General features: G+C 35.2%; 17 protein-coding genes and 1 tRNA gene. 12 read left to right on the top strand and 6 right to left on the bottom strand.

All coding sequences use genetic code 11. From position 1 onward, the window contains the following. Positions 1-2 precede the first annotated feature (2 nt). From NO346_RS01515 to NO346_RS01485, 7 genes are all read left to right on the top strand, one after another. Complete coding sequence (locus NO346_RS01515) at positions 3-1,013, top strand: HNH endonuclease (RefSeq protein ID WP_256413987.1); 1,011 nt, start codon at positions 3-5, stop codon at positions 1,011-1,013. A gap of 96 nt (positions 1,014-1,109) precedes the next feature. Further along, positions 1,110-1,457 carry a GIY-YIG nuclease family protein gene (locus NO346_RS01510; protein WP_256413986.1) on the top strand — a complete coding sequence of 116 codons (348 nt, stop codon included), beginning with the start codon at positions 1,110-1,112 and terminating at the stop codon, positions 1,455-1,457. Between the two features lie 99 nt (positions 1,458-1,556). After that, positions 1,557-2,024: a DUF4357 domain-containing protein gene (locus tag NO346_RS01505; protein WP_256413985.1), complete on the top strand. Its 468-nt coding sequence runs from the start codon at positions 1,557-1,559 to the stop codon at positions 2,022-2,024. A gap of 172 nt (positions 2,025-2,196) precedes the next feature. Further along, positions 2,197-4,404: a restriction endonuclease subunit M gene (locus tag NO346_RS01500; RefSeq protein WP_256413984.1), complete on the top strand. Its 2,208-nt coding sequence runs from the start codon at positions 2,197-2,199 to the stop codon at positions 4,402-4,404. Then, positions 4,401-5,747 carry a restriction endonuclease subunit S gene (locus tag NO346_RS01495; protein ID WP_256413983.1) on the top strand — a complete coding sequence of 449 codons (1,347 nt, stop codon included), beginning with the start codon at positions 4,401-4,403 and terminating at the stop codon, positions 5,745-5,747. Before NO346_RS01500 ends, NO346_RS01495 begins: the two co-directional genes overlap by 4 nt. Continuing rightward, a complete protein-coding gene (locus NO346_RS01490; RefSeq protein WP_256413982.1) occupies positions 5,744-7,285 on the top strand; it encodes a DNA sulfur modification protein DndB in 1,542 nt (513 codons plus the stop codon). Before NO346_RS01495 ends, NO346_RS01490 begins: the two co-directional genes overlap by 4 nt. 24 nt (positions 7,286-7,309) lie before the next feature. Then, positions 7,310-8,779: a DUF6035 family protein gene (locus tag NO346_RS01485; RefSeq protein WP_256413981.1), complete on the top strand. Its 1,470-nt coding sequence runs from the start codon at positions 7,310-7,312 to the stop codon at positions 8,777-8,779. 321 nt (positions 8,780-9,100) lie between these two features. Here NO346_RS01485 and NO346_RS01480 read toward each other — a convergent pair whose 3' ends face one another. The 5 genes from NO346_RS01480 to NO346_RS01460 all read right to left on the bottom strand — a co-directional run bounded on the left by NO346_RS01480 (position 9,101) and on the right by NO346_RS01460 (position 13,677). Beyond that, entirely contained in the window at positions 9,101-10,798 is a 1,698-nt protein-coding gene (locus NO346_RS01480) for a DUF2326 domain-containing protein (protein ID WP_256413980.1), read from the bottom strand. Then, positions 10,785-11,048, bottom strand: a complete 264-nt coding sequence (locus NO346_RS01475) for an ABC-three component system middle component 6 (protein WP_241306499.1) — start codon at positions 11,046-11,048, stop codon at positions 10,785-10,787. Before NO346_RS01475 ends, NO346_RS01480 begins: the two co-directional genes overlap by 14 nt. Further along, positions 11,041-12,018 (bottom strand): ABC-three component system protein, encoded by a 978-nt coding sequence (locus NO346_RS01470; protein ID WP_241306500.1) that lies wholly within the window; start codon positions 12,016-12,018, stop codon positions 11,041-11,043. Before NO346_RS01470 ends, NO346_RS01475 begins: the two co-directional genes overlap by 8 nt. 222 nt (positions 12,019-12,240) lie before the next feature. After that, entirely contained in the window at positions 12,241-13,404 is a 1,164-nt protein-coding gene (locus NO346_RS01465; protein WP_256413979.1) for an integrase arm-type DNA-binding domain-containing protein, read from the bottom strand. Positions 13,405-13,587: 183 nt separating this feature from the next. After that, a tRNA-Ser gene (locus tag NO346_RS01460) sits at positions 13,588-13,677 on the bottom strand. A 122-nt stretch (positions 13,678-13,799) separates the two neighbouring features. Here NO346_RS01460 and NO346_RS01455 point away from each other — a divergent pair. The 3 genes from NO346_RS01455 (at position 13,800) to NO346_RS01445 (ending at position 17,222) form a co-directional block, all read left to right on the top strand. Next, entirely contained in the window at positions 13,800-15,677 is a 1,878-nt protein-coding gene (locus NO346_RS01455; protein WP_256413978.1) for a potassium transporter Kup, read from the top strand. 155 nt (positions 15,678-15,832) lie between these two features. After that, on the top strand, positions 15,833-16,906 hold the full coding sequence (locus NO346_RS01450) for a DNA/RNA non-specific endonuclease (protein WP_034602596.1): 1,074 nt from the start codon (positions 15,833-15,835) through the stop codon (positions 16,904-16,906). Positions 16,907-16,979: 73 nt separating this feature from the next. After that, positions 16,980-17,222 (top strand): hypothetical protein, encoded by a 243-nt coding sequence (locus NO346_RS01445; RefSeq protein ID WP_005156717.1) that lies wholly within the window; start codon positions 16,980-16,982, stop codon positions 17,220-17,222. Positions 17,223-17,261: 39 nt separating this feature from the next. Here the strand turns inward: NO346_RS01445 and NO346_RS01440 are convergent, their stop codons facing one another. Then, positions 17,262-18,269 (bottom strand): AraC family transcriptional regulator, encoded by a 1,008-nt coding sequence (locus NO346_RS01440; RefSeq protein WP_256413977.1) that lies wholly within the window; start codon positions 18,267-18,269, stop codon positions 17,262-17,264. Positions 18,270-18,383: 114 nt separating this feature from the next. Here NO346_RS01440 and NO346_RS01435 point away from each other — a divergent pair, with 114 nt between their 5' ends. Together NO346_RS01435 and NO346_RS01430 are read left to right on the top strand one after the other, a co-directional pair. Further along, entirely contained in the window at positions 18,384-19,028 is a 645-nt protein-coding gene (locus NO346_RS01435) for a sterol desaturase family protein (protein ID WP_256413976.1), read from the top strand. 451 nt (positions 19,029-19,479) lie between these two features. Continuing rightward, positions 19,480-21,633 (top strand): hypothetical protein, encoded by a 2,154-nt coding sequence (locus NO346_RS01430; protein ID WP_256413975.1) that lies wholly within the window; start codon positions 19,480-19,482, stop codon positions 21,631-21,633. Positions 21,634-21,648 lie beyond the last annotated feature (15 nt).

Here is a 21,648-nt window from a genome sequence, read left to right as displayed (position 1 = left end):
TAATGTCAGTATCTATACCTACACCACAGCAGCAACTCAGGTTTCTGAAACAGATCCAGCAAATTTTGCATTCAGGAAGTTTTTCTTCGACTTATAAATTTGCTTTGTTGATGAGTCTTTCTCGCTTAGCGATTGAGCAAGGAGATGATACTGGGGAAAGCTTAACTTTAGACTATCTGGATATTGCAGAAAAATTTATAGATTTATACTGGAAGCAGACTCTTCCATTTCATTTTAATGAAAATGAACCGTTCCTATTACAACAGAATAATGGCAAGCAAGCAGGAATTATTAGCTTAATTCACAACGCCCAACAAAGTTATAAATCCCTTGCCTTAGCTAGACGAGATCATGTCTACTGGTTGCAATTGAAAAAGAAAGTGGCAGATATCGTAAAGAAGATGCCTGTAACCTACCTACAAAATTTTAAAGGTCAAAATGTTGAGTTTTTATATCGCTTAGAAGATTCTCGAAAACAACTTATACTTTTGCCAAATGTCATGTATTGCTTACGTCAATTCAGTGAAATTATTGAAGAGTTATGCCAAAAAAAGTGGGTTGATTTTGTCAGGTTAAATAAAGGGAATTTATTGGTTCTGGATGGCTTACCTGATTTGGCAACATTCATGTTTGAGCCAAGCCGTAATCAGCTTCGTCAAGTAGGAGAGTTCTTGGTTGACCTACAAGCATGTAAGTGCTTTTACTGCCAAAAGCCAATTAAACAAAATAAATGGGCTGTGGATCATTTCATACCTTGGGCGATGTACCCAGCAGATACAGGTCATAATTTTGTGCTTGCAGATGAAAAGTGCAATTCAGCTAAAAGTGATTTTTTAGCATCAGAAGAGTTTTTGTTCCAATGGCAGGAGCGCAATCAAAACTTTGATCACCTCATTACAGAGCAGTTATCAAAGCTGGGTTTTCTGGCAAATATTGAAAGATCACATGGTGTTGCAAGCTGGGCATATCGGCAGGCTAATGAGAATGGGTATTTGTTGTGGGGTTTAATGTAAAAGCTGTGTTTAGTGATAGTCTTACGATTTGATAAAAATAAGTAAGAAATATTTTAGATTGATTGGTTTGTAACCATCTTGATTGGAAAGGAAAGAATGCAAAAACGTGGTCGTCAAATCCGTCTGTTTTATGTTGATGGACAACATAATGGTATTGTTAGAGCCGAGCTAATGAATTGGACAGGCTATGTATATGCAGCACCGAGAGCAAGTCTAAAACAACTTCTTGAAAAAGAAGATGCACATGGTTCTGGAATTTATTTTCTTATCAGTAAGTCTCAAGAGCTTGAAGGCAAATACAATGTTTATGTTGGAGAAACCGTCAATGGAATTCAGAGAATGCAACATCATGACTATAATAAAGATTTCTGGGATACAGTCATTTTAGTCCAATGTAAGGATACGACACTAACTAAAACTCATTGTGCGTATTTAGAATATTAGGTTTATAAATTTATTAAAGATAAAACACTCTATCAAATTGAAAATAAACAAGAATTAAAAAGCTATGCAGGTAGATTATCAGATGCTGATATTTCTGATATGGATACTTTTTTAGATAACTTAAGTTTTGTGTTACCTGCATTAGGGGTCAACTTACTTACGCCTGTGGTAAAAATTTCAAGTCAGTTAAATACCCAATTGGCTACTACTATAGATGAAGCAATAGAGGCAGAATTTTTTGTTTTAAGTCGTGATAAAAAAGTAGATGGAAAAGCTTATATAAAAGAAGGAATTTTCTATGTGAGACAAGGTTCTATTGGTAAGGAACAGCAGACCTCATCTCAACATAATTTCATTATCAATCAACGTCAATCTTTGATAGATAAAGGTATGATCCGAGTGGTCGATGATAAAATTGAGTTTACTCAAGATGTATCTTTTACAAGCACTTCGACACCTGCTGCAATATTATTTGGCCGTCCAACATCAGGACCATCTACTTGGAAGCTTTTAGGTCAGCCTCAAACAAGTTATAAGGATTGGGAGGAAAATCAGATTATGCAATAAATGTAATATACAGATTATCAATCTAGTTTTCTTGATGTCTGGCACAAGAATTTAAATTACTGGTGATGTGTCTAATAGTTGATCAGTTCTAATTTTTTCTTTTATTTGGAAAGATGTAAATATTTGCTAGAATCTTCCATATTTTTTATCTTTAGATAGCAGTAACATACATATGGACAATTGGATTCAACAAGGTTTACAAGCAAAATTAATTGAGTTGAGTGCAGATGGCTCAACTATTACTTATGTTAAGCAAGGTAAATCAAGAAATTTTAATAATCCAGAAGAAAAAGTTCAAGTAGAAGCATTTATTCGTTTAGTTCTAGAATTTGGTTATCCAGTTGAAAATATTAAACAATTCGTAACAGTAACACTTGGGTCAGATAAACGTGAAGCTGACATCATTGTCTATGAGGATTCTTCACATACGAAGCCGATCATAATTGTTGAGGCTAAAAAACAAGAAGTTACACAGGCAGAATTTAATCAAGCTATTAATCAATGTTTTAGTTATGCAAATGCTCTCTCTGGTACAGTGAAGTATATTTGGGCGTATTCAACATTACTTAGTGAAATTTATCGCTTCAACAAGGAAAAAAATACACGTGAAGCTTTAACAGATTTGCCTCATTTTGGTTCAGATACTGTAGCACCTTATACCTTTGTTAAAGGCGGTGGGAAACATGAATATACAGATCCTAAAACTGGGAAAAAAGTTACACAAGAATTTAAAGATATAAAAAAAGTTGCAGAAGATGAGTTAACACGTCGTTTTAAACAAGCACATGATGCACTGTGGGCTGGCGGTCAGTTAAATCCATCAGAGGCCTTTGACGAACTGGATAAATTAATTTTTTGTAAGATCTGGGATGAGCGTTACAACTTAGAGGGAGCAACTAAAAAAAGAAGAAAGAAAGGTGAAATTTATAAATTTCAGGTTATTACTGTTCAAGGTAAAGATGAGGCAGATTCAATTAGGAAAACTAATCAAGAACTTGCAGATCGTATAAAGCATATTTATGAAAAAGGTAAAGATTTCGACAAAGAAGTTTTTAAAGACGATATTCGCTTATCTAATGAGCGTATTCGTACTATTGTAAATTATTTACAAGAAATCAACTTAAGCGAAACTGATCTTGATAGTAAAGGACGAGCTTTCGAGACATTTATGGGAAGCTTTTTCCGTGGTGAGTTTGGCCAATACTTTACACCTCGTCCAATCGTTAAATTTATTGTTGATGTTTTACCGATTAAGAACACGTCACGTGTTTTAGATACTTCTTGTGGTAGTGGCGGTTTTTTATTACATGCCTTAGATAAAGTACGTCATCAAGCAGATTTAGAATATCCTGACTTTGAAACGGATAATGAGGATTATCGTGCATGGCATGAATACTGGCATGATTTTGCTGAAAAAAATCTTTACGGGATTGAAATCAATGAACAGATTGCTCGTACTGCAAAAATGAATATGATTATTCATGATGATGGTCATACTAATGTGATTTCATCAGATGGTTTACTAAATGAGCAAACGATTGAAAAAAATAGTCATAACAAAGGTTTCAAATACGGAACATTTGATTTCATTATTACTAATCCTCCTTTTGGCTCAGCAGTGAAGTTAACTGAGCAAGCCTACTTAAAGACTTATAACTTGGGCAACAATGAACCAGGTTGGTTGGATGTAAAAAATTCTGGTGTAAAAAACCGTGATTCACAAAGCACTGAAGTTTTATTTATAGAGCAAGCATATAACTTCTTAAATGAGGGTGGTTATTTAGCAGTGGTTATTCCTGATGGGATTTTAACCAATAGTAGTTTGCAATATGTTCGTGATCAAATTGAAGATTGGTATCGAATAGTAGCTGTTATTTCTATGCCTCAAACTGCATTCTCTGCTACAGGGGCGGGTGTGAAGAGTTCTGTACTGTTCTTGAAGAAATATTCAAAGACACATACAGAAGAATTAAAACAACGTAAGTTAAATATTCAAAATAATTTGAAAACTAAGAATGCTTATGAAAATCAATTAAAAGCTTGGGACAAAGAGAAAGCCTTAATTATTAAGAATATGAAAGATTTTGATAATCCTTATGATGAAGAAGATATGACATTAACGGAATTGAAAAAGACCGAAGAATATAAAGCATGGAAAGCTGAAATTGATGCTGAATACCGTGAAAAAATAAATGAGCTTAAAGAAAATTTAGAAGATTTGTATTTGCAGAATAAGCAAAATGAGCTTCCTGATTATCCGATATTTATGGCAATTGCTGAGGATATTGGTTATGACGCAACAGGTAAACAGACTCAGGTGAATGAGCTTGAATTGATTTCTACTGAATTAGCTGAATTTATTCAGGAGATTGAAAAATGAATAATCAATCTAGCTTTTTAATAAATAAATCTGAAATAGTAGAGCGTTGGGATCCTTATTTTTATAAACCTGAATATCATGATTTTAGAAAATCTCTAAAATCAATTGGTTGCGTATTTTTAAAGAACTATATTGATTCTTGGAATCGTGGAGATGGACCTCGTGATGGTTATTATTCTGAATCGTTAGATGATGATCGAGTACCATTTATTCGTGTGAACAACTTGAAGAATCACACTATTGATAAAACCAATATTAAATTTATACATAGAAATATTCATAATACTAAGTTAAAAAGAACTCAAGTAACTTCTGGTGATTTGATATTTGCGATAAGTGGTACGAAAGATAATTTAGGTACTTTAGCAATCATCCCAGAGGATTTAAAAGAAGCCAACCTAAACTCTGCATTAGTACGCTTAGATTTATCTCAAGAGCTAGATAAATTTTTTTTATGTATTTTGTTTGAGCTTAACTTTATTAGAAAGCAAATTGATATTATTGGTAAGGGCGCTGCTCAAAATAATTTAAACAATAAAGAAATTGGCAGTATTCAAATTCCTAAACTTTCTTTAGCAGAGCAAAGACGAGTTATAGAAATTTATAATCTTGCATTCAATATTTTTAGTAATACTAATCGTAAAGCTAAAGAAAAATTAGCATCTATTGATGCCTATTTATTAGATAAATTAGGTATTTTTCTGCCTAAGGAAGATTATTCATTTACGAATCGTATTTTTCTGAAAAATTTTTCTGAAATTGTTGGAGAAGAGTGGGATCCTATTTCAATTTCTAGAGAAAAATTTAAAATTGAAGGTGGAATCTATCCTAACAAAAAATTATTTGAGATAGCTAGTATTCAAAAAGGTCAAAGTATTACTTCTTCAGATGTTATAAGTGGTAGTTATCCAGTTATTGCTGGTGGTAAAACGAGTCCTTATACACATAATCGATATAACTATAAAGATGAAACCATAACGGTTAGCGCTTCTGGGGCTTATTCAGGTTATATTTGGTATCATGACTATCCGATTTTTGCATCTGATTGTAGTGTTATAAAAGTTAAAGATGATCTAGTGTTACCTCTATATTTAGCTGAACTTTTAAAAGTTAAACAGAAAGAAGTCTATTACTTACAAAAAGGTGCGGGACAACCGCATGTTTATCCAAGTGATTTAGCTAAACTAAAAATAGCTATCCCAACAATGCCTATTCAGGAGGAAATAATTTCTCATATTCAGAAAATTCGTGATGAGGCTAAAAGGCTAGAAGATGAAGCTAATCATGCCCTTGAGAGTGCAAAGCAAGAAATAGAAAAAATGATTCTTGGGGAAGCAGTATGATTATTAGAGGTATTTTAGAATATTCATTAGGCGGTCAACTGTGTATTCGTGGTTTTGCACCTTTAGGTGAGCTTGCACGGTTGTCTCAGCCAGATGAAAGCTATCAACGAGCATATATTCAAGAACGTCAAGAAGAGTTGCAAAAGTATCTTAAAAATAATAATTATTTATTTTTTTCAGAAATTGTTTTGAGTTTAGATCTCAAGCATAAACTCACTTATGATGGTAGTAGTAATGAGCTCCCATTACTACAATTTAAAGAAAGTTCTACAAGAAGTTTTAAATCAAATATTGATGGAACTGAATTAAGGGAGAAATCAGTCTCATATAGAAATAAGTCAGATATTAGAAATAAGACAGAAATTAAATTAGTTGAAATAATATTAGATGATAGGCAAATAGGAGAAGGTAAGAGACCATTCAATCGTATTGATGGTAATCACCGTCTTTCAGCAGTCGAAGACCTAAATGATGAGAATGTATCAAAAAAAGATTGTCCATTTTGTATCATCCTGAGTTCGTCGGTTGAGGGGGTGGATGGTTTAATTTTACAGCAAGAAGGGAAAAAAGCCGAACGTATAATTTTTAATAATATCAATGCCAAAGCTGTTCCTTTGACAATGGAACAAAATTTAAAAGCGATTATTTTACAAGATGGTGTAGATGGATTTGATGATGAAGAGTTAAAGGAAAAATTCGATTGGGCAACATATGCTGTTCGTAAGTTAGGTATAGCTTTGATATCTAATTTAGCAGATGTCTACCCGAATTTAGGTCAAGATTTTCTTAATTGTCCATTAACATTCTCCAAAAAAATTATAGATATAGCACTCACAGAAAATGTGATTGTTGAGTTAGATGAAGAAATAAATAAAATTAAGCAAGCTCTGAGAGAAGTAAACCAAATTTTGGGAAATGAAAATCTCACAGAAATATCAGTAGATATTGTAGTAGCTTGTGTGTTTATTCAACTTTCACAAATGAAATTACCAATATTTATCAATTGGCTAAAGAGAAATCATATTTTTGATCTGGATCAAGTACACTCGAAATCACTTATAAAAATTTATAAAAAAATTAAAGAGGTAAAGAGTAAGCAAGTCTTTATTTCAATGCAGTTCTCTCCTGATACAACTCCACACTATGATGCTATTAAAGAAGCTGTTCAGACAATTAATCAAGAGTTTGGTCAAGAAATTCTATTGCGCGAAATTAGAATTGATCAATTTAATCAAGGATATTCTCACAATATCAATGACGAAATTTTAGAGCTTATAGAAGATAGTGGATTATTAATTGCTGATATCAGTCATCAAAATGGTAATGTTTATCATGAAATTGGTTATTTGATGGGGCTGAATCGAGGTAAGGGACTAGGTCAAAAGAATTTTATTTTGATTAAAAATGATAGTTCTCCCTTCGATGCAAATCGAGTTGGTTTTAATTTGACAGATATTAAGCAAATTAGATTTACAAACACCCTTCGATTAAAAGCAGACTTGGTCGAGGCTTTGAAAGTGTATTATCAGTTAGCTTAATTTATTGGCAATGGGGAAGAATACATGAAATTAGTTCATATAGTTGATAAAAATCAAAATATGTGGATTGATATCGATGTATTCTTTCAGCAATCTGAAATGGAGCTTAACCAATGGCGTAGCAAAGTAAGTGAACAATATAAACGGGATAACAACAATCCTTATTTTACCTGTGCATGGTGTCAAACTCCTGTTATCCTCGCTAGACGTACAGATCACATGCGGATCAACACTTCGGCAACATTCTTTTTTAGGCATATTCCTGAGTTAGAAAATAACCCCAACTTCAAGTGCCCTGTAAAGAATATTAAACAGCTTTCAGAAAATGAAAAAACTGCTCTTAAATATCAAATTGCTAAAGAAACTCAACAACATAAATCGCTAAAAGAGAATATATATAAGAGTCTTCAAGCGGATGAGGCTTTTAGTGATATTCATATTGAGCAAGTTCGTAAAAGTATTGATCTAAAGCAATGGCGGAGACCAGATGTATCTGCATTTTATAAGAAGCAATTGGTTGTTTTTGAGGGGCAACTTTCTACAACTTTTTTGAATGTAATCATTGATCGTAAGGTTTTCTATCAGGATAACAATGCTTGTCTACTGTGGATTTTCAATCATTTTGAGCCAACTGAAAAAGCGAAGAAGCAGTCAATCCAAGATATTTACTACAATAACAACGCCAATGCTTTTGTAGTGAATGCTTCTACAGTTGCTCAGTCTATTAAAACAAAAGTCTTTACATTAGAGTGCCATTATCTAAAACCAGAAATACAGAATAATCAGATCATTAATAAGTGGAATAGTGAATTAGTTGAATTCCAGAGTTTGGTTCATAATGAATCTACAAAGCAAATATATTTTTTTGATTATGAAGCTGAATATCGAAAGTTAAAGCAGAAATTAGGCTTACAACAAAGCTATTTACAAGAAAGTAAGAATCAAAAAGATAAACTAAAAGTTAAAAAGTATCTTGAGTCACTGGAACAGGTGGAGCTCGAGGTAAAAGTACCATCAAAGACTAAACCTGAATTATTGGTCGAGTTTACTGAACTATGGGTAAAAACTCATTATCTTACTGATAGTCAATTCAACTTTCAGTGGTTCTCTATTCGTAAAGAGCTTGAGCTACTGGGAGTTATTACACCCAAATATCTTTTACATGCACCCTATAAAACAGTGATCAACTCAATTTTAAGTGCAAAATTTGGTTATGTTGTAGGTAATAATATTAACGATATGGTAAGTGTAGCCCATAACTTAATGGAACATCATCCAGCTTACATTAAGCATTTCATGCTTACTTTAAAAGTAACTGGAAAACCTAATTTATTGAACGAGAGAGATAGTTCGGGTAAATGGAAAGAACGTTATAAAAAGTATACACAACAGCCTGAAGACGCTAAGATATATAAACATGATTTAAATCACTTTATTGAGTTTTTAATACCTGAGTTTGAAGGACGTATGATTTCTTGGGGTGAAAGCTACTAGTTCTATTCTAAAATACTGTCTGGTGAGGTAAATTAATAATAAAATACTAACTTTCTATAGCATCATCTTAAAAATTATTCCTCTGATTGGATAGATTAGTGAGAATATAGGGTGTTTAACTGTTTTATCAGAAACTTAGGGTAGTTGAAAACTTAGTAAAGCTAATTCTATCCGTACCATTCAAGGTTTTAATAAAACCTGGAAATACGCTAAGCACAGAAAAAATCACGGTGATCTTGAAAGGAAAATCTGTGATTGACTAACCTAAAGAAGTGCATGAAATACTTAATATCATTAAAGCTTATAATGATTAAATTTTTATCAACCGAATTGAATGCCTAAAAGTTTATTTTCTGGAGTATCCCCCTTAAGTTGAATTATCTGTCTATATTTTAAACTATTGTATTCCTCAGAAGATAGATAATCTTCCATTGCTTCAAAGTTTTCAGTATTAATTGAAATGATGTACTGTAATCCTCTTTTTTCTGCTTCCGATGCTATAGAGCTGAGCCAATTCGACCTAACCTTTGGATCAATATCTGCAAAGAGGCGATTATCATGCCATAACATCTCAATGGAATGGTTTAGACCAGAAGTTAAAATAATCCAATCAAAGCATAAAATAACTGCATCACCTATTCCATCTGAGCTATCACCTTCTATATTGATATCTAAATTAAATCTAATCTGATTACGGTCACTAGTATTTGCTGAAAGTGTTATACCTGCGGGAGTTCTTGGATATAGTTGATTTGCAAGTGATTTAAAATTTTTATCAAAATTCTCTAATGGATTGGCTTCAACGTAAGCAGTAGCCCTTTTATCATCTTCAAGTCTCTTTTGCTTAATTTCAAGCTTCTTTTTTTCAAGAGCTGAAATAGCGCCATAATATTCAGTGAGACGTTCAAATTCATTGTTTAGATTGGACAATTCTTGGGTTAATGCAACATAATCATCAAGTGCTCTTTTTCCATGTAAATATTGAATTTTTTGATCACGCTCACTTTCAAAATTAAATCTCTCCGAGTCTAAACGGTCTAGCTTATCAAGTAAGTGGCTTTTTTCTTCTTCAAGGCGAACTTTACGATTAACAGATAGTTGTTGGTGGAATTTCTCTACTGAGTCGAAATGCATAAGAGCTTCTGGTTTAAAGACCATTTCAATGCCTTTATAAAGCTCTAGTAGATCATCTTTACTGATATCAGGCTGTTCCATTATCATTTGGCTGATATCAGTCAATTGTTGTTTTATTGACTCTTGTTCAAAGGCAGTATTTTTGATGAGTTCAGTCAGTTCATTAGCTTGTATTTCAATATCACGATAGTCATCAGCTACTTTAAAAAGATTAATATCTTTACGTAATCTTGGAATTTCCTGTTCTAAGAATTCTAATCTTATTCTTGGTTGAGTCCCTGCCCGAAAAAAATCTAAAAGTACAGGGTCTTCTTTGTACTGTTTGATATTTTGGTTGGCTTTATCTAATTCAGCTTTCGAATTATGTTTGTTTACAATTAATTCATGATTTGCTCCCATCAAAAACATAGTCCGTAGGAGGGCTGGGTAATCCTGTTCTTTATCTGTTTTAGATGGACTATCGCAATCAGCCTTTTTTACCCTTGAAAAACGTTTAAATAATGATCTGAATCCAAGATCAGATATTTTGTTTTTTAAGTTAAAAAAGTTTTGTTCATTTAACCAGTTTCTGTAATCTGTCAAGGAAATAGACTGATCACCAAGCCATATTTTTTTTCCATCACCCGTTCTAGAAATGACATAAACAACATTTTCATGCTTAAACTTTAAACTAAAAATCCATTCTGGAAAGACGGCAGTAAAAGCAGGATCAGCATTTGCACCCAGACAATGGTGGATGAGCTTCAAAGATAAAGTCTTACCAACCCCATTACTCGTACCATTAAGATCTTTAGCACCATCGCCTAAGATTATAGAAATACCATTCTCGTTGAATACTAAGGTTTTAAAACTTGGCTGATTGCAAGATAAGCTAATCAACTTCATTTGCAATCTCCGCAGAACTTATAGGTTTTAGCACAAGTTCAGAATAGTCATTTAATGTAAGTTGCTGTATTGCATATAAAATATTGATTGCTAAAATGACTTCTGTAAAATCAGGTTTAATTATTGAATTATCATGTTTTATAGTTAACCATAATTCATCTATGGTCAATGCTCTTACTGCTAACTTTGAGCGTAGTAATCCTGCAACTGCTAATAAGGAGTTGCTAAACAGAATATGTTTGTTAGGCATGAAGCTGGTTAGGATTGTCATATACGTCACAAGTGTCAAAGTAATGAGCTAAAACGATCTCTGAAGCATTTCTAAATGCTTGTAAGACTGGAATCGAAGCAGTTTGGAAGATATCTGTGGGAATTAGTCTATCAACTATCCAAAAGTATCGCATATCTGCCGAATTCTCTAAAGTGTCAGGGAGGTGTATTTTACTTTCTTTATAAATATTGTTAATTTGCTGTGCAATATCTTGGGAGTCTGTACTTTTACTTCCTTTCAGGTAATCTCTTACCCTGTGACCTTGTAAGCTATTAGTTTTTAGTTTCAAGTCCAAATTTTGACTAATTCCGTTAAATTTAATTTTTTCATCCCAAATAGGTACATCAATTTCTAAAAAACCTAAACTATTGATATTTTGGTTAGATAAATGTTGGAGTAATTTACCTAAAGCCGAGGGATCTACTGTAAAAGGTACTTCATTTATTGGTAATCTATTTAAAAGTTTAAGCTTTTGTTTTTCTGTCAGTATATCGAAGTGATTTTCAATAATAGCTGAATGAATACATTCAGAATTATCTAAGTTATAAGTACTCTTTAGGGTTGCTAAAGTGGTAATGATGTCAGGTGGAATACCTTGAAACCTATCATTATAGACAAAATAATATTCTGATATATTGGGTAGGCCTGTTTGACCATTCCAATGTGTATTTAATTTTTCAAAATCAGTAACAGATTTTTGCAAAACGGTTTTATGTGTTTGATGAGCTGGTGTCGTAGGTTTTGGTGCATAAATTTGATAGTAGTGTCCTTTGTTGGCAACACATCCATCATTACCACCATCTCCTCCAAAAGGAGCTACTTTTATAAAATGGGGATCTGTTAAAAACATCAAGTCTGAGAAGAAAATCTGAAACTCTTCTCCTGAGCGTCTATACATTTCTAAGCGGAAAAAAATACTATAGAAATAGTCCTTAGTTGCTTCATCCATATTTCTATTTGCTCTTGTATAAGTTAATAAATAATAAAGTATAAGAACATTGTGGTAGAAGCAATTTTTTGAATGGACTTTATGCTCTATTTCTTTATTTTATAAAGACTTTTAATTTTTTCTTAAATTAGATTGAATTTTAGTTAATTAATAGTTAAATAGAGTATACACGCTCCTATGACTTTGAGATTAAACTGCCTTATGCTTAGGAAAAGACAGAATTTATCTCCTCAATCCATCAATAAAATCAGACCATTCCTGCATCATTTTCACTCGATAGTCTAAGTGCTGGGCGTGGTTATAAGCCTGAGATACAGCATTCCCAACTCTATGGGCTAATTGAATTTCAATCGCATCGTGCATATAGCCTTGCTCATGCAAGGTTGTAGAGGCAAGCCCACGGAATCCGTGTCCAGTCATTTTACCGTTATAACCCATTGTACGAATTGCACATAAAAGGGCATTACTACTGATTGGTTTAGCCGTACTGTAATTATAGAAAACGTACTGTTTTATGCCTGTGATTGGTTGAATCTTTTCTAGTATTTCTAAAGCTTGTTTCGATAAAGGCACAATGTGTGGCATAGCCATTTTCATTTTATGTGCTGGAATACGCCATAAACGATTCTCATAATCAATTTCATTCCACTCCATCATTCTCAGTTCTGCTGTTCTTACAAAGGTAAGAGTCATTAACTGTAAAGCTGATCTAATGATGAGATTGCCGTGGTAACGATCCATACGTTCAAGAAAGGCTGGGAATTCGGAAATATCCAGACGAGCCATATTTTTTACTTTACGAGGCTTAAGAGCCTCGCCTAAGTGAGGGGTGGGATCATTCTCAATAATGCCTTTACGAATCGCAAAGCGGAAAATACGCCCAGTTAAAGGGATTGAGCGTTTTGCCATTTCCAATGCACCACGTTCTTCAATTTTTTTGGCACAAGCGAGTACATCTTTCCCTTTGATCTGATCAATAGGCATATCACCTAGTATCGGAAATAAGTCTTTTTCAAATACCGATAAATCACGTAAATAAGTTGCTTCTTTTATAACGGCTTGACGGTCTTGCATCCATTCCATTGCAAGTGCCCTGAAAAACGTGCTTTCGTCTGCCTGCAATTTCTTTTGTTTCTTTGCTTCGTTTGGATTAATTCCATCTTTTAAGTTTAAGCGTGCTTCATCACGGATTCTTCTTGCTTGAGCAAGTGTGGTGTCTGGATATGTACCAATAGTGAAAATATTTTCTTTCCCATTGATGCGAAATTTCATACGCCAATGCATGCCACCTGACGGTGTGACTTCCAGATACATGCCTTTTTCATCAGAATATTTGGTTTTCTTTTCAGCAGGTTTGATTTTTCTGACCTGAGCATCTGTAAGCATTGCAACGATTCCCGTAGAAATTTGGGGGTATAAAAATGAGGGTAATTTATTATACCCCCAGTTATACCCCCAACTGTATCAGGATTCAATAGGGTCAATTGGAAAACATAAGGCAATAAAAAAAGCCTAAACCCTTTAGATTTAAGCTTTTAGGACTCTATGAGATATCATAGAAAGTAAACTTGGCGGTGAGAGAGGGATTCGAACCCTCGATACGCGCAAACGTATACACACTTTCCAGGCGTGCTCCTTAAGCCACTCGGACACCTCACCAAGGTGTGCGATAGTAACTAAAAAAAAGCAGACTGCCAAGTTGTAGTCGAACAGATTTGCAGAAAAACTTCTTGGCTAATGATAATATTAAGGAATATAACGTTCTATATTGAAGACAATATATGCAAAGTACTGCAAAAAAAGCAGCCTTACCTGCCACTGCATTGGCAGCATTAGGGGTGGTGTTTGGAGACATTGGAACCAGTCCTCTGTACGCTTTGAAAGAATCCTTCCATGCTGCACATGGTTTAGGAATTCAACCTGAAAATGTATTGGGAATCTTGTCGATTATTTTTTGGTGTTTAATGCTGATTATCAGTATTAAATACATCGCGATTGTTATGCGTGCGGATAACAATGGTGAAGGTGGAATCATGGCTTTACTTGCTTTGAATCTACGCAAAGCAAAAATATCCGATAGTAAGAAGATTTATTTAATTGCGATTGGTTTTGTTGGGGCATCGCTATTTTTTGGTGACGGTATTATTACGCCTGCAATCTCAGTACTTTCCGCTGTTGAAGGTCTATCAATTGCAACCAATGTACTTGATCCGTTTATTGTGCCAATTGCAATCGTGATTGTAACGACATTATTTTTAATGCAAAAACACGGAACCGCGTTTGTTGGTAAATTTTTTGGGCCAATTACGCTACTCTGGTTTTTGTCATTGGGGATATTGGGTGTCATTAGCGTCGTGCAAACACCAATCGTACTCGGTATGGTTAGTCCTCATTGGGCAATTCAGTTTATTTTCACTCATCCTGTACAAGCATTTTTTATTATGGGTGCTGTTGTTCTGACGGTCACAGGTGGTGAAGCCTTATATGCAGATATGGGGCATTTTGGACCGCGTCCAATTCGTTTCGGTTGGTTTAGTGTCGTTTTGCCTTGCCTTGTATTAAATTATGCTGGACAAGGTGCGCTGTTACTTCGCAATCCTGCGGCGATTGAAAATCCATTCTATTTACTAGTCCCAAGTTGGGCTTTGTACCCAATGATTATCTTGGCAACGATGGCAGCTGTGATTGCATCACAGGCCGTTATTTCTGGGGTTTTCTCTTTAGCCCGTCAAGCAATCCAATTGGGTTATTTACCACGTTTAGGCATTAAACATACTTCTGATTCTGAAGAAGGACAAATTTATGTGCCATTTCTGAATTGGTTATTGCTGATCGCGATTGTCATCTTAATTTTAATTTTTAAAACCAGCTCAAACCTTGCAAGTGCTTATGGCTTGGCTGTGACCTTAACCATGTTATGTGACACGATTTTGGTTGCTGTATTCATATACTATGCATGGAAATGGAGCTTACCAAAAGTGATGCTGTTGATTATTCCATTCTTTATTTTGGAATCCGTACTGGTCGCAGCAGCATCATTAAAAATGTTCTCAGGTGGTTGGGTACCGTTATTGATCGGTGCAGTCGCGGTTATGATCCTGATGACGTGGAAACGTGGGCGTGAGCTTACTTTTGCTAAGCTTGAACATGACACCCTATCACTCGATTTATTTGTGAAAAGTATTGGGGACAATGTTCATCGGGTACCTGGTGATGCAGTCTTTTTAACCGGAACGCCTAATGTTGTTCCGCATGCCATGCTACATAATATTAAGCACAATAAAGTACTACATGAGCGTAATATTTTAGTCACGGTTGTGATTGAAGATGTTCCATTTGTTCCTCAAGAGGAGCGAATTAGTGTTGAAAGGTTGAATGAACATTTCTATCGCATCAAAATTTTCTACGGTTTTAAAGATGAACCTAATGTGCCAAAAGCCTTGATTCAAGCTTACGAAGAATTAGGCTTTGAATACGATTTGATGCAAATTAGCTTCTTTATTTCACGTGATCGTATTGTTCATAGTGTGGGAGATGGTATGTCTCCGTGGCGCGAACGCTTATTTATCTCAATGCAACGTAATACTAGCCCTGTGAGTGACTTCTATCAAATTCCAACCAACCGTGTTGTGGAGTTAGGCAGTCAAATTGAAATTTAGTTAACATAAAAAAAGGCACTTTAGAGTGCCTTTTTTATTATCTGGTGATCAAGTGAACAGTTTTGCGACATAAAGTGTCGTTCTTTGCTTTATCTCAATATACAGTTGAATATGGAATTGCTAAGCTTCGCATTCATATTGATTTTGATTTAGTTATGGCGAAGAAAACAACCAAAAAGAGTAAAACACAATTTGCTTTTTTGAGCCAAAATTTTGGAAAAATTGTTCTTGCTTTGATCGCAACAGGCAGTTTCGCGATTGCATTTGGTAATGAAAAAATTTCTAAATTAATTCCTTTGCCATCGAGTCATGGTGCTTGCTTAGAACAATTTTATCGAGATGTTCCTCCTTTACTTACAAAAGAAAGTCTAAAAAAAGATAGTTATGCTTTGTGTTTTAATGATTTTAATGTGATGTATTCAGGTATTTCAAAAACACCATTGTGGTCAGCGGAATACCTTACCCCAGATCGTTTAAGTATTAAAATCAAGCGCGAAGATAGTTTTCACGAAGAAACACGAGTGCCTCTCGCTCATCGTGCATTGTTAGCGGACTACCGTGGTTCTGGGTACGATCGTGGACATATGGCACCGAATGGCGATATGAATAACACTGCGGCACAACATGACAGTTTTTCTTTAGCCAATATGGTGCCACAATCACCGAAGAATAATCAGGAAGTTTGGCGTAAACTCGAAGAAGCAGTGCGTTCTATTGTGACTAAACAGCATAAAGATGCTTATGTTGTTACTGGACCGATCTTTGAAGATAAGCGTTTAAAAACCATAGGGAATGGCGTAATAGTTCCTACAGCGGTATACAAAGCCGTGTATTTACCTAAACAGGGGATTATTGGGGCGTACTATGCACCGAATAATGATTCATTACAGGTTAAAGTGGTGAGCATCTGTTATTTAGAAGAAAAGTTAGGAATTAATTTATTTCCACAACTCACAGAACAACAAAAGCGTAATGTTTATCAATTGCCTACATCGGCACAACAAGTTAAAGCCAATAAAGAAATTAGCTATGTGAGTTGGGATAGACAAAGTCAATGTGCTGAAGAAGCAACCACGGCAAGTATTCAAGCGCAACAGCAGCAATTCTCTTCTGGGAAGACACAAACTGATGAGACTAATTTGCCGCAGATTGATGAGGAAACCAAACAAGCTTTAATCAAGCAATTGATTGATGCATTGGTTCAGTATTTCTTACAATTGTTGCGTTAATTTCGCAGCCATCCTAATGTGGTTATGCTTAACTCAAATAGCCTAAAACAGAAAAGAACAATGAGAGGAAAAGATGTTTAAGCCTTTTGTGGATGGAAATGAGTCTTCGGCAATCTATGACCTGACGCTGGAAAATCAGGTCGATTGTGTCAGTCTATATGGAAACCTACAGATCACTAAAGATCAGGTTGGTTTACAGGCTGCCAGAAAGTTGCAGGCCTTTATGAATGAGGTGGTGACAGCCCTGGAGCAGGAAAATCTCCCTGAGAAAATTCAGCGCCCACCTGAACAGGAAATCGAAAATCCATTTCTATAAAAAATGCTTTAAGAAACCATCGTTTCCTTATCAATTTGATTAAGAACTATAAATGGTATTGTTCTTTCGCCATTGTTGTGGTGTTTGGTTGGTCCAAATTTTAAATGCACGTTGAAAAGCACTTTGTTCCGAATAGCAAAGTAGCAAGGCAATTTCTTGTAGGCTCAAATGCGGATCTTTTAAATATTCCGTTGCGAGCATAAAACGTACTTGTTGCACACGTTCTTGAAAGGTGGTGTTTTGCTGTTGTAAGTGGCGTTGTAATTGTCTGACCGATAATCCTAATTTTTCTGCAATAAAATCGATTTGATATTGATTTTTTTGTAATCCAGTCAAAATTGCATGTTGTAGACGTTGATCGAGTTGAGTGGAATTGGGAAGCTTATCCAATAAAGCTTGAGCTTGTTGTAGCAACAATTGCTGTAAAGTGTGATCGCCTGTTCGAAGTGGCTTAAAGGCTTCGGTAACAGGTAGAAGTAGCTGAGTTTTAGGCTGATCAAAACGGACTTTACAACGGAAATACTGCTCATAAACCATAATGTTTTTCGGTGCGGTATTCACAAAATGCACTTCGTGTAGATTGAGATCTTCACCTGACAGAAATAACTTAAGGAATTGCACCATCAGCGCAATTGCAATTTCATCTGTTAATTGGGTTGGGTTGGGTTCTGGAGCTTCCCAGCGGATTGATGCGTAGGGTGGGTTAAATTCAACGACGAGAGGGCTACCATCATAAATTAAGCGATGAAAATCATGATAACACGCCAATGCTTCGCCCAAGTTTTCACATGACAGTGCGAGATAAGCAATAATTCCTAAATGTTTAGGTTGTACGTGCTCTGCAATTTCTAAGCCTAAACCTGTCTTGGGATTTAAACGATTAAGATCTTCAAGTAAGTCACGCCAAACGACGTAATCAAAACGTTCAAGATTTTGGACTTGTTGTAATTGCTCAGGAATTTCAATATTTTTTGTTTCGCAATAAGCCTTTAATAAATGTCCTAATCCGCCATAAACAGAGCCTGTATAGTTCTTGAGTTGAGACATCCTGTCTACTCCTTATTCTGTCGTGTTTTGTCAATATAAATATATCGTATCGTCAATACTTCGCCTACAAAAATTTATATCTTTAAAAAAATAAGGAAACATTTGGAGAAAACCATGTTGAAGGGTTTTGTTGCAGGTTTGGTGATTGCAAACGGTTATGAATGGTTTGCCCATAAATATCTACTGCATGGGGTTCACCGTAAAGGCAAGCCACGTTTCAGCCCAACGCCAAAACAGATGGAATCGCATTGGGCACACCACCGTGAAGTGCGCAAGCAGGGCTTTTCTGATGATTGTTATGTCGAGGGTCTGGACAACTGGCGTACGCGCAATGAGTTAATGTCACTTGCTGTAGCCGCAGGTGTGCTAAGTGTTGTGTTCTATCCTTTTTCAAAAGGCATGGCGCTTGCAGCGATTTATAGTGCGGGGAATTATTATTATGTTCATCGCCGTGCCCATCTTGAGCCTGATTGGGCAAAAAAACGTATTCCCTGGCATTATGATCATCATATGAATTCGAATCAAGATGCTAACTGGTGTGTAACGCGACCATGGTTTGATTATGTGATGGGAACGCGTGTGGTGTCCTCGGCTGATTTAAAAGAAGCCAATCCACTTGGTCTGCCATTGCCAGAGTCTATTTCCAAGGTTTTAGGTAACGCAATTGAATCTGTTTTTCCAGCAAAATGGGTGGAGCACAAGCCAAAACTGGTGCAGCCTGCCGTTGCTGAAGAAGAGCAAAAAGAATCGGTGGCTTAATAACAAATTTGCAGGTGGTGAAGAGAAGTTGCCATTTTGACAATTCGCGACGACAGGAAATAATTCCTTGTCGTGAATTGTCAATAAAATCTGATTTTAATGTCAATATTTTTGTGCATTATCCCGCTATCTTAGCTCAAGCATTGAAGATGCTCAGAATTTACTCAAAATGGCTGTATTTTCTCTTACCCTCTAGCGTTGAATAAACGCATTTTCCATACCTTGCTCAGCAAGGTATTTTTTTTGCCTGTAAAATTGTTTGTAGAAGAATATCCGTTTTAAATTGGTCTCAAATTACAACGACAAACGATGACCAACTCCCTTGTATTTTCTTTAGAAATCAGCGATAAAAAGAAAATTTTTCAATATTTTTTTGAATAAAGGACACCACCTGTCCTAACCGCATTGTAAATTTAGAAAAATGAAACTGAAAACGATATTCGAGGAAAATATGAACCAACTTGCCACTTTACCAGCCAATCAGCGTGAGCAGCTTGTCGCACAGCAACAACAACTGACTGCTCAATTAAAAACTTTACAGTTTCAGCTTTTTGATAAAACCTCGCCTGATGTGGTGGAGCATATTAATCAGCTCCAACTGGAAAAAGCCAAGCAACAAGGCATATTACAACAAGCACAACAACAACTGGCACAACTTAGCCCTGAGCTGGAAAATTTTGATACAGGGGCAGAGCAAATTTTACTGGAAGCAATTAGTCAACAAGATTGGTATAGCTTTAAAAATAAAAGAGAAATTATATTTGATAAACGCACAGGGGATATATACCCAAACTTTCAATATATACCACATATAAAATATGGAGATTGGAAAAAACAACAAAAAGAGTATGCACCAAGCGAAATAGGTAAAGGGAAATGGCAACTTTTACATGAAGTTTTTTATTATGATCAACAGAAATCAAAATACACAGGCTTTTTAAATTCTAAAGAAAAAGTAGACTATGCTTATGGTAGTTTTGATTATCCTTTTATTTATAGAGGGCTTAAAACTGTAGAAATTTATATGAGTAGATATAGAAATACGGATGGAAGTTTATATCGAGCATATTATTATAATAAGTTTGCAGAAAATGGAACTAACGGTCGATCTGAGATTTCTGGTTTTAATGAAGACATTTGTATTTTTCCTATTTTGAAGGTTATTGATAATCCTGATTTATTACCAGATTATCCACGCCTCACAGCCCATGAAAAGACCAAAATTATTTTAGATTTCTTTATAGAGCAAGATTGGATTCCAAATTTTGAGTTAGATTATATTAAGGATGAAGAAGAGGAAGCTGAACGTTTAGCATTGGTAGATAAAATCTATGCTGCTTTTTTGGCACGTTATCAAATACAAAAGCAGCTTATTAATTTAGAACAAAAAATCGCTAAACTTCATGAACCCGAACCTGAAAATCTATTTACATCTGACTTTGATTACCGAGTAGAAATTCAAAACTATCATTTAGCTGAAATTAATGCATCGATTTGGCAATATAGTTTAGCTGCGCAACAATGGATAAATAATTTACTGGCTCAAATCGACAGTTGGGAAAACAACCATCAACATTTATTAGCAAATGCGTTGGCATTAAACACAACTTTGACAAAAAAATTGCCAATTAGCTTAAATCTAAATGCTACGGAACAAGAAATTTTAAATACTCGACATACTGATCTACAACAACGACTCAACTTTAGCCTTGAACCTTTACGTTCAACATTGATTGATTTATTACAGCAAAATCAGCAGATTGAAACCACTTTACAAACTACCCATAGCTTAACGGCTTTGGCAGAATTGGAACAACAACCACGCCCAAGTTTTACCCTTTTGGCAGAGCATACCGCCAAACGATGCACCCAAACTTTAAAAAAACTGGAGTGGCTGGAAAATTCGCTGGATTTTGTCAATTCAATTGTAAAATCTGAGCAACAAAGCACTGAAAACTATCTGATTTTACTGGATAAATATCAGCAGGATTTATTGCAAATCGGTGTGGAAAATAGTATTGAAAGCGAAGAAGTCAGCAAATGGTTTGCCGAATGGCGACAAGAACGCCTACAAATTTTACAACAATGGCAACCTCTGATACAGGCAGGTTTAAATAACCTGATTCCCCAACACACAGTTTTGGATACTTTGCAATGTTTGGAACAATATCAACAAAACCTTGATAAATTCTACTTGGGAAAACGCTTAGGGATTCATACCACGTATGCGTTCCAAGCCAATGGACATCGTCAGGAAAAACTGGAAAAAGAACAGGAAATCACCAAGCTTGTGCATCAATTTATGCAAAATCTGGAAAAAGTGATTTTTTCCGCAAAAACAACCGCACAAAAAATTTGGCTTGTACGTTTTAGTGAAGTTTGGCAACAGGGCATTGTTCAGGAAATCATTGCATTTTTAAGCAATGAAGAACTGTTGGATCGTGGTGATATTGCACAAATTGTGAGCGAAGAAATGCGTAAAATTCAGCAGCAAAGCCTTGCCGCCTGTTTACAGGATGCCAAAACATACAGCGCAGCATTGACACAACAAGAGAAAGATTTTGCAACATTGATGTTTAAAATGCGTAAAGCGTTGCAGAAATAACCAAAATTTGTCAAA

This window comes from Acinetobacter sp. 5862 (assembly GCF_024494585.1).
Taxonomy (GTDB): domain Bacteria; phylum Pseudomonadota; class Gammaproteobacteria; order Pseudomonadales; family Moraxellaceae; genus Acinetobacter.
This window is presented reverse-complemented; position numbering and strand designations above follow the sequence as displayed.

Excerpts from the sequence above, each read along its gene's own strand:
- NO346_RS01515 (WP_256413987.1), top strand. The coding sequence starts at position 3 with ATGTCAGTATCTATACCTACACCACAGCAGCAACTCAGGTTTCTGAAA.
- NO346_RS01510 (WP_256413986.1), top strand. The coding sequence starts at position 1,110 with ATGCAAAAACGTGGTCGTCAAATCCGTCTGTTTTATGTTGATGGACAA.
- NO346_RS01505 (WP_256413985.1), top strand. The coding sequence starts at position 1,557 with ATGGATACTTTTTTAGATAACTTAAGTTTTGTGTTACCTGCATTAGGG.
- NO346_RS01500 (WP_256413984.1), top strand. The coding sequence starts at position 2,197 with ATGGACAATTGGATTCAACAAGGTTTACAAGCAAAATTAATTGAGTTG.
- NO346_RS01495 (WP_256413983.1), top strand. The coding sequence starts at position 4,401 with ATGAATAATCAATCTAGCTTTTTAATAAATAAATCTGAAATAGTAGAG.
- NO346_RS01490 (WP_256413982.1), top strand. The coding sequence starts at position 5,744 with ATGATTATTAGAGGTATTTTAGAATATTCATTAGGCGGTCAACTGTGT.
- NO346_RS01485 (WP_256413981.1), top strand. The coding sequence starts at position 7,310 with ATGAAATTAGTTCATATAGTTGATAAAAATCAAAATATGTGGATTGAT.
- NO346_RS01480 (WP_256413980.1), bottom strand. The coding sequence starts at position 10,798 with ATGAAGTTGATTAGCTTATCTTGCAATCAGCCAAGTTTTAAAACCTTA.
- NO346_RS01475 (WP_241306499.1), bottom strand. The coding sequence starts at position 11,048 with ATGCCTAACAAACATATTCTGTTTAGCAACTCCTTATTAGCAGTTGCA.
- NO346_RS01470 (WP_241306500.1), bottom strand. The coding sequence starts at position 12,018 with ATGGATGAAGCAACTAAGGACTATTTCTATAGTATTTTTTTCCGCTTA.
- NO346_RS01465 (WP_256413979.1), bottom strand. The coding sequence starts at position 13,404 with ATGCTTACAGATGCTCAGGTCAGAAAAATCAAACCTGCTGAAAAGAAA.
- NO346_RS01455 (WP_256413978.1), top strand. The coding sequence starts at position 13,800 with ATGCAAAGTACTGCAAAAAAAGCAGCCTTACCTGCCACTGCATTGGCA.
- NO346_RS01450 (WP_034602596.1), top strand. The coding sequence starts at position 15,833 with ATGGCGAAGAAAACAACCAAAAAGAGTAAAACACAATTTGCTTTTTTG.
- NO346_RS01445 (WP_005156717.1), top strand. The coding sequence starts at position 16,980 with ATGTTTAAGCCTTTTGTGGATGGAAATGAGTCTTCGGCAATCTATGAC.
- NO346_RS01440 (WP_256413977.1), bottom strand. The coding sequence starts at position 18,269 with ATGTCTCAACTCAAGAACTATACAGGCTCTGTTTATGGCGGATTAGGA.
- NO346_RS01435 (WP_256413976.1), top strand. The coding sequence starts at position 18,384 with ATGTTGAAGGGTTTTGTTGCAGGTTTGGTGATTGCAAACGGTTATGAA.
- NO346_RS01430 (WP_256413975.1), top strand. The coding sequence starts at position 19,480 with ATGAACCAACTTGCCACTTTACCAGCCAATCAGCGTGAGCAGCTTGTC.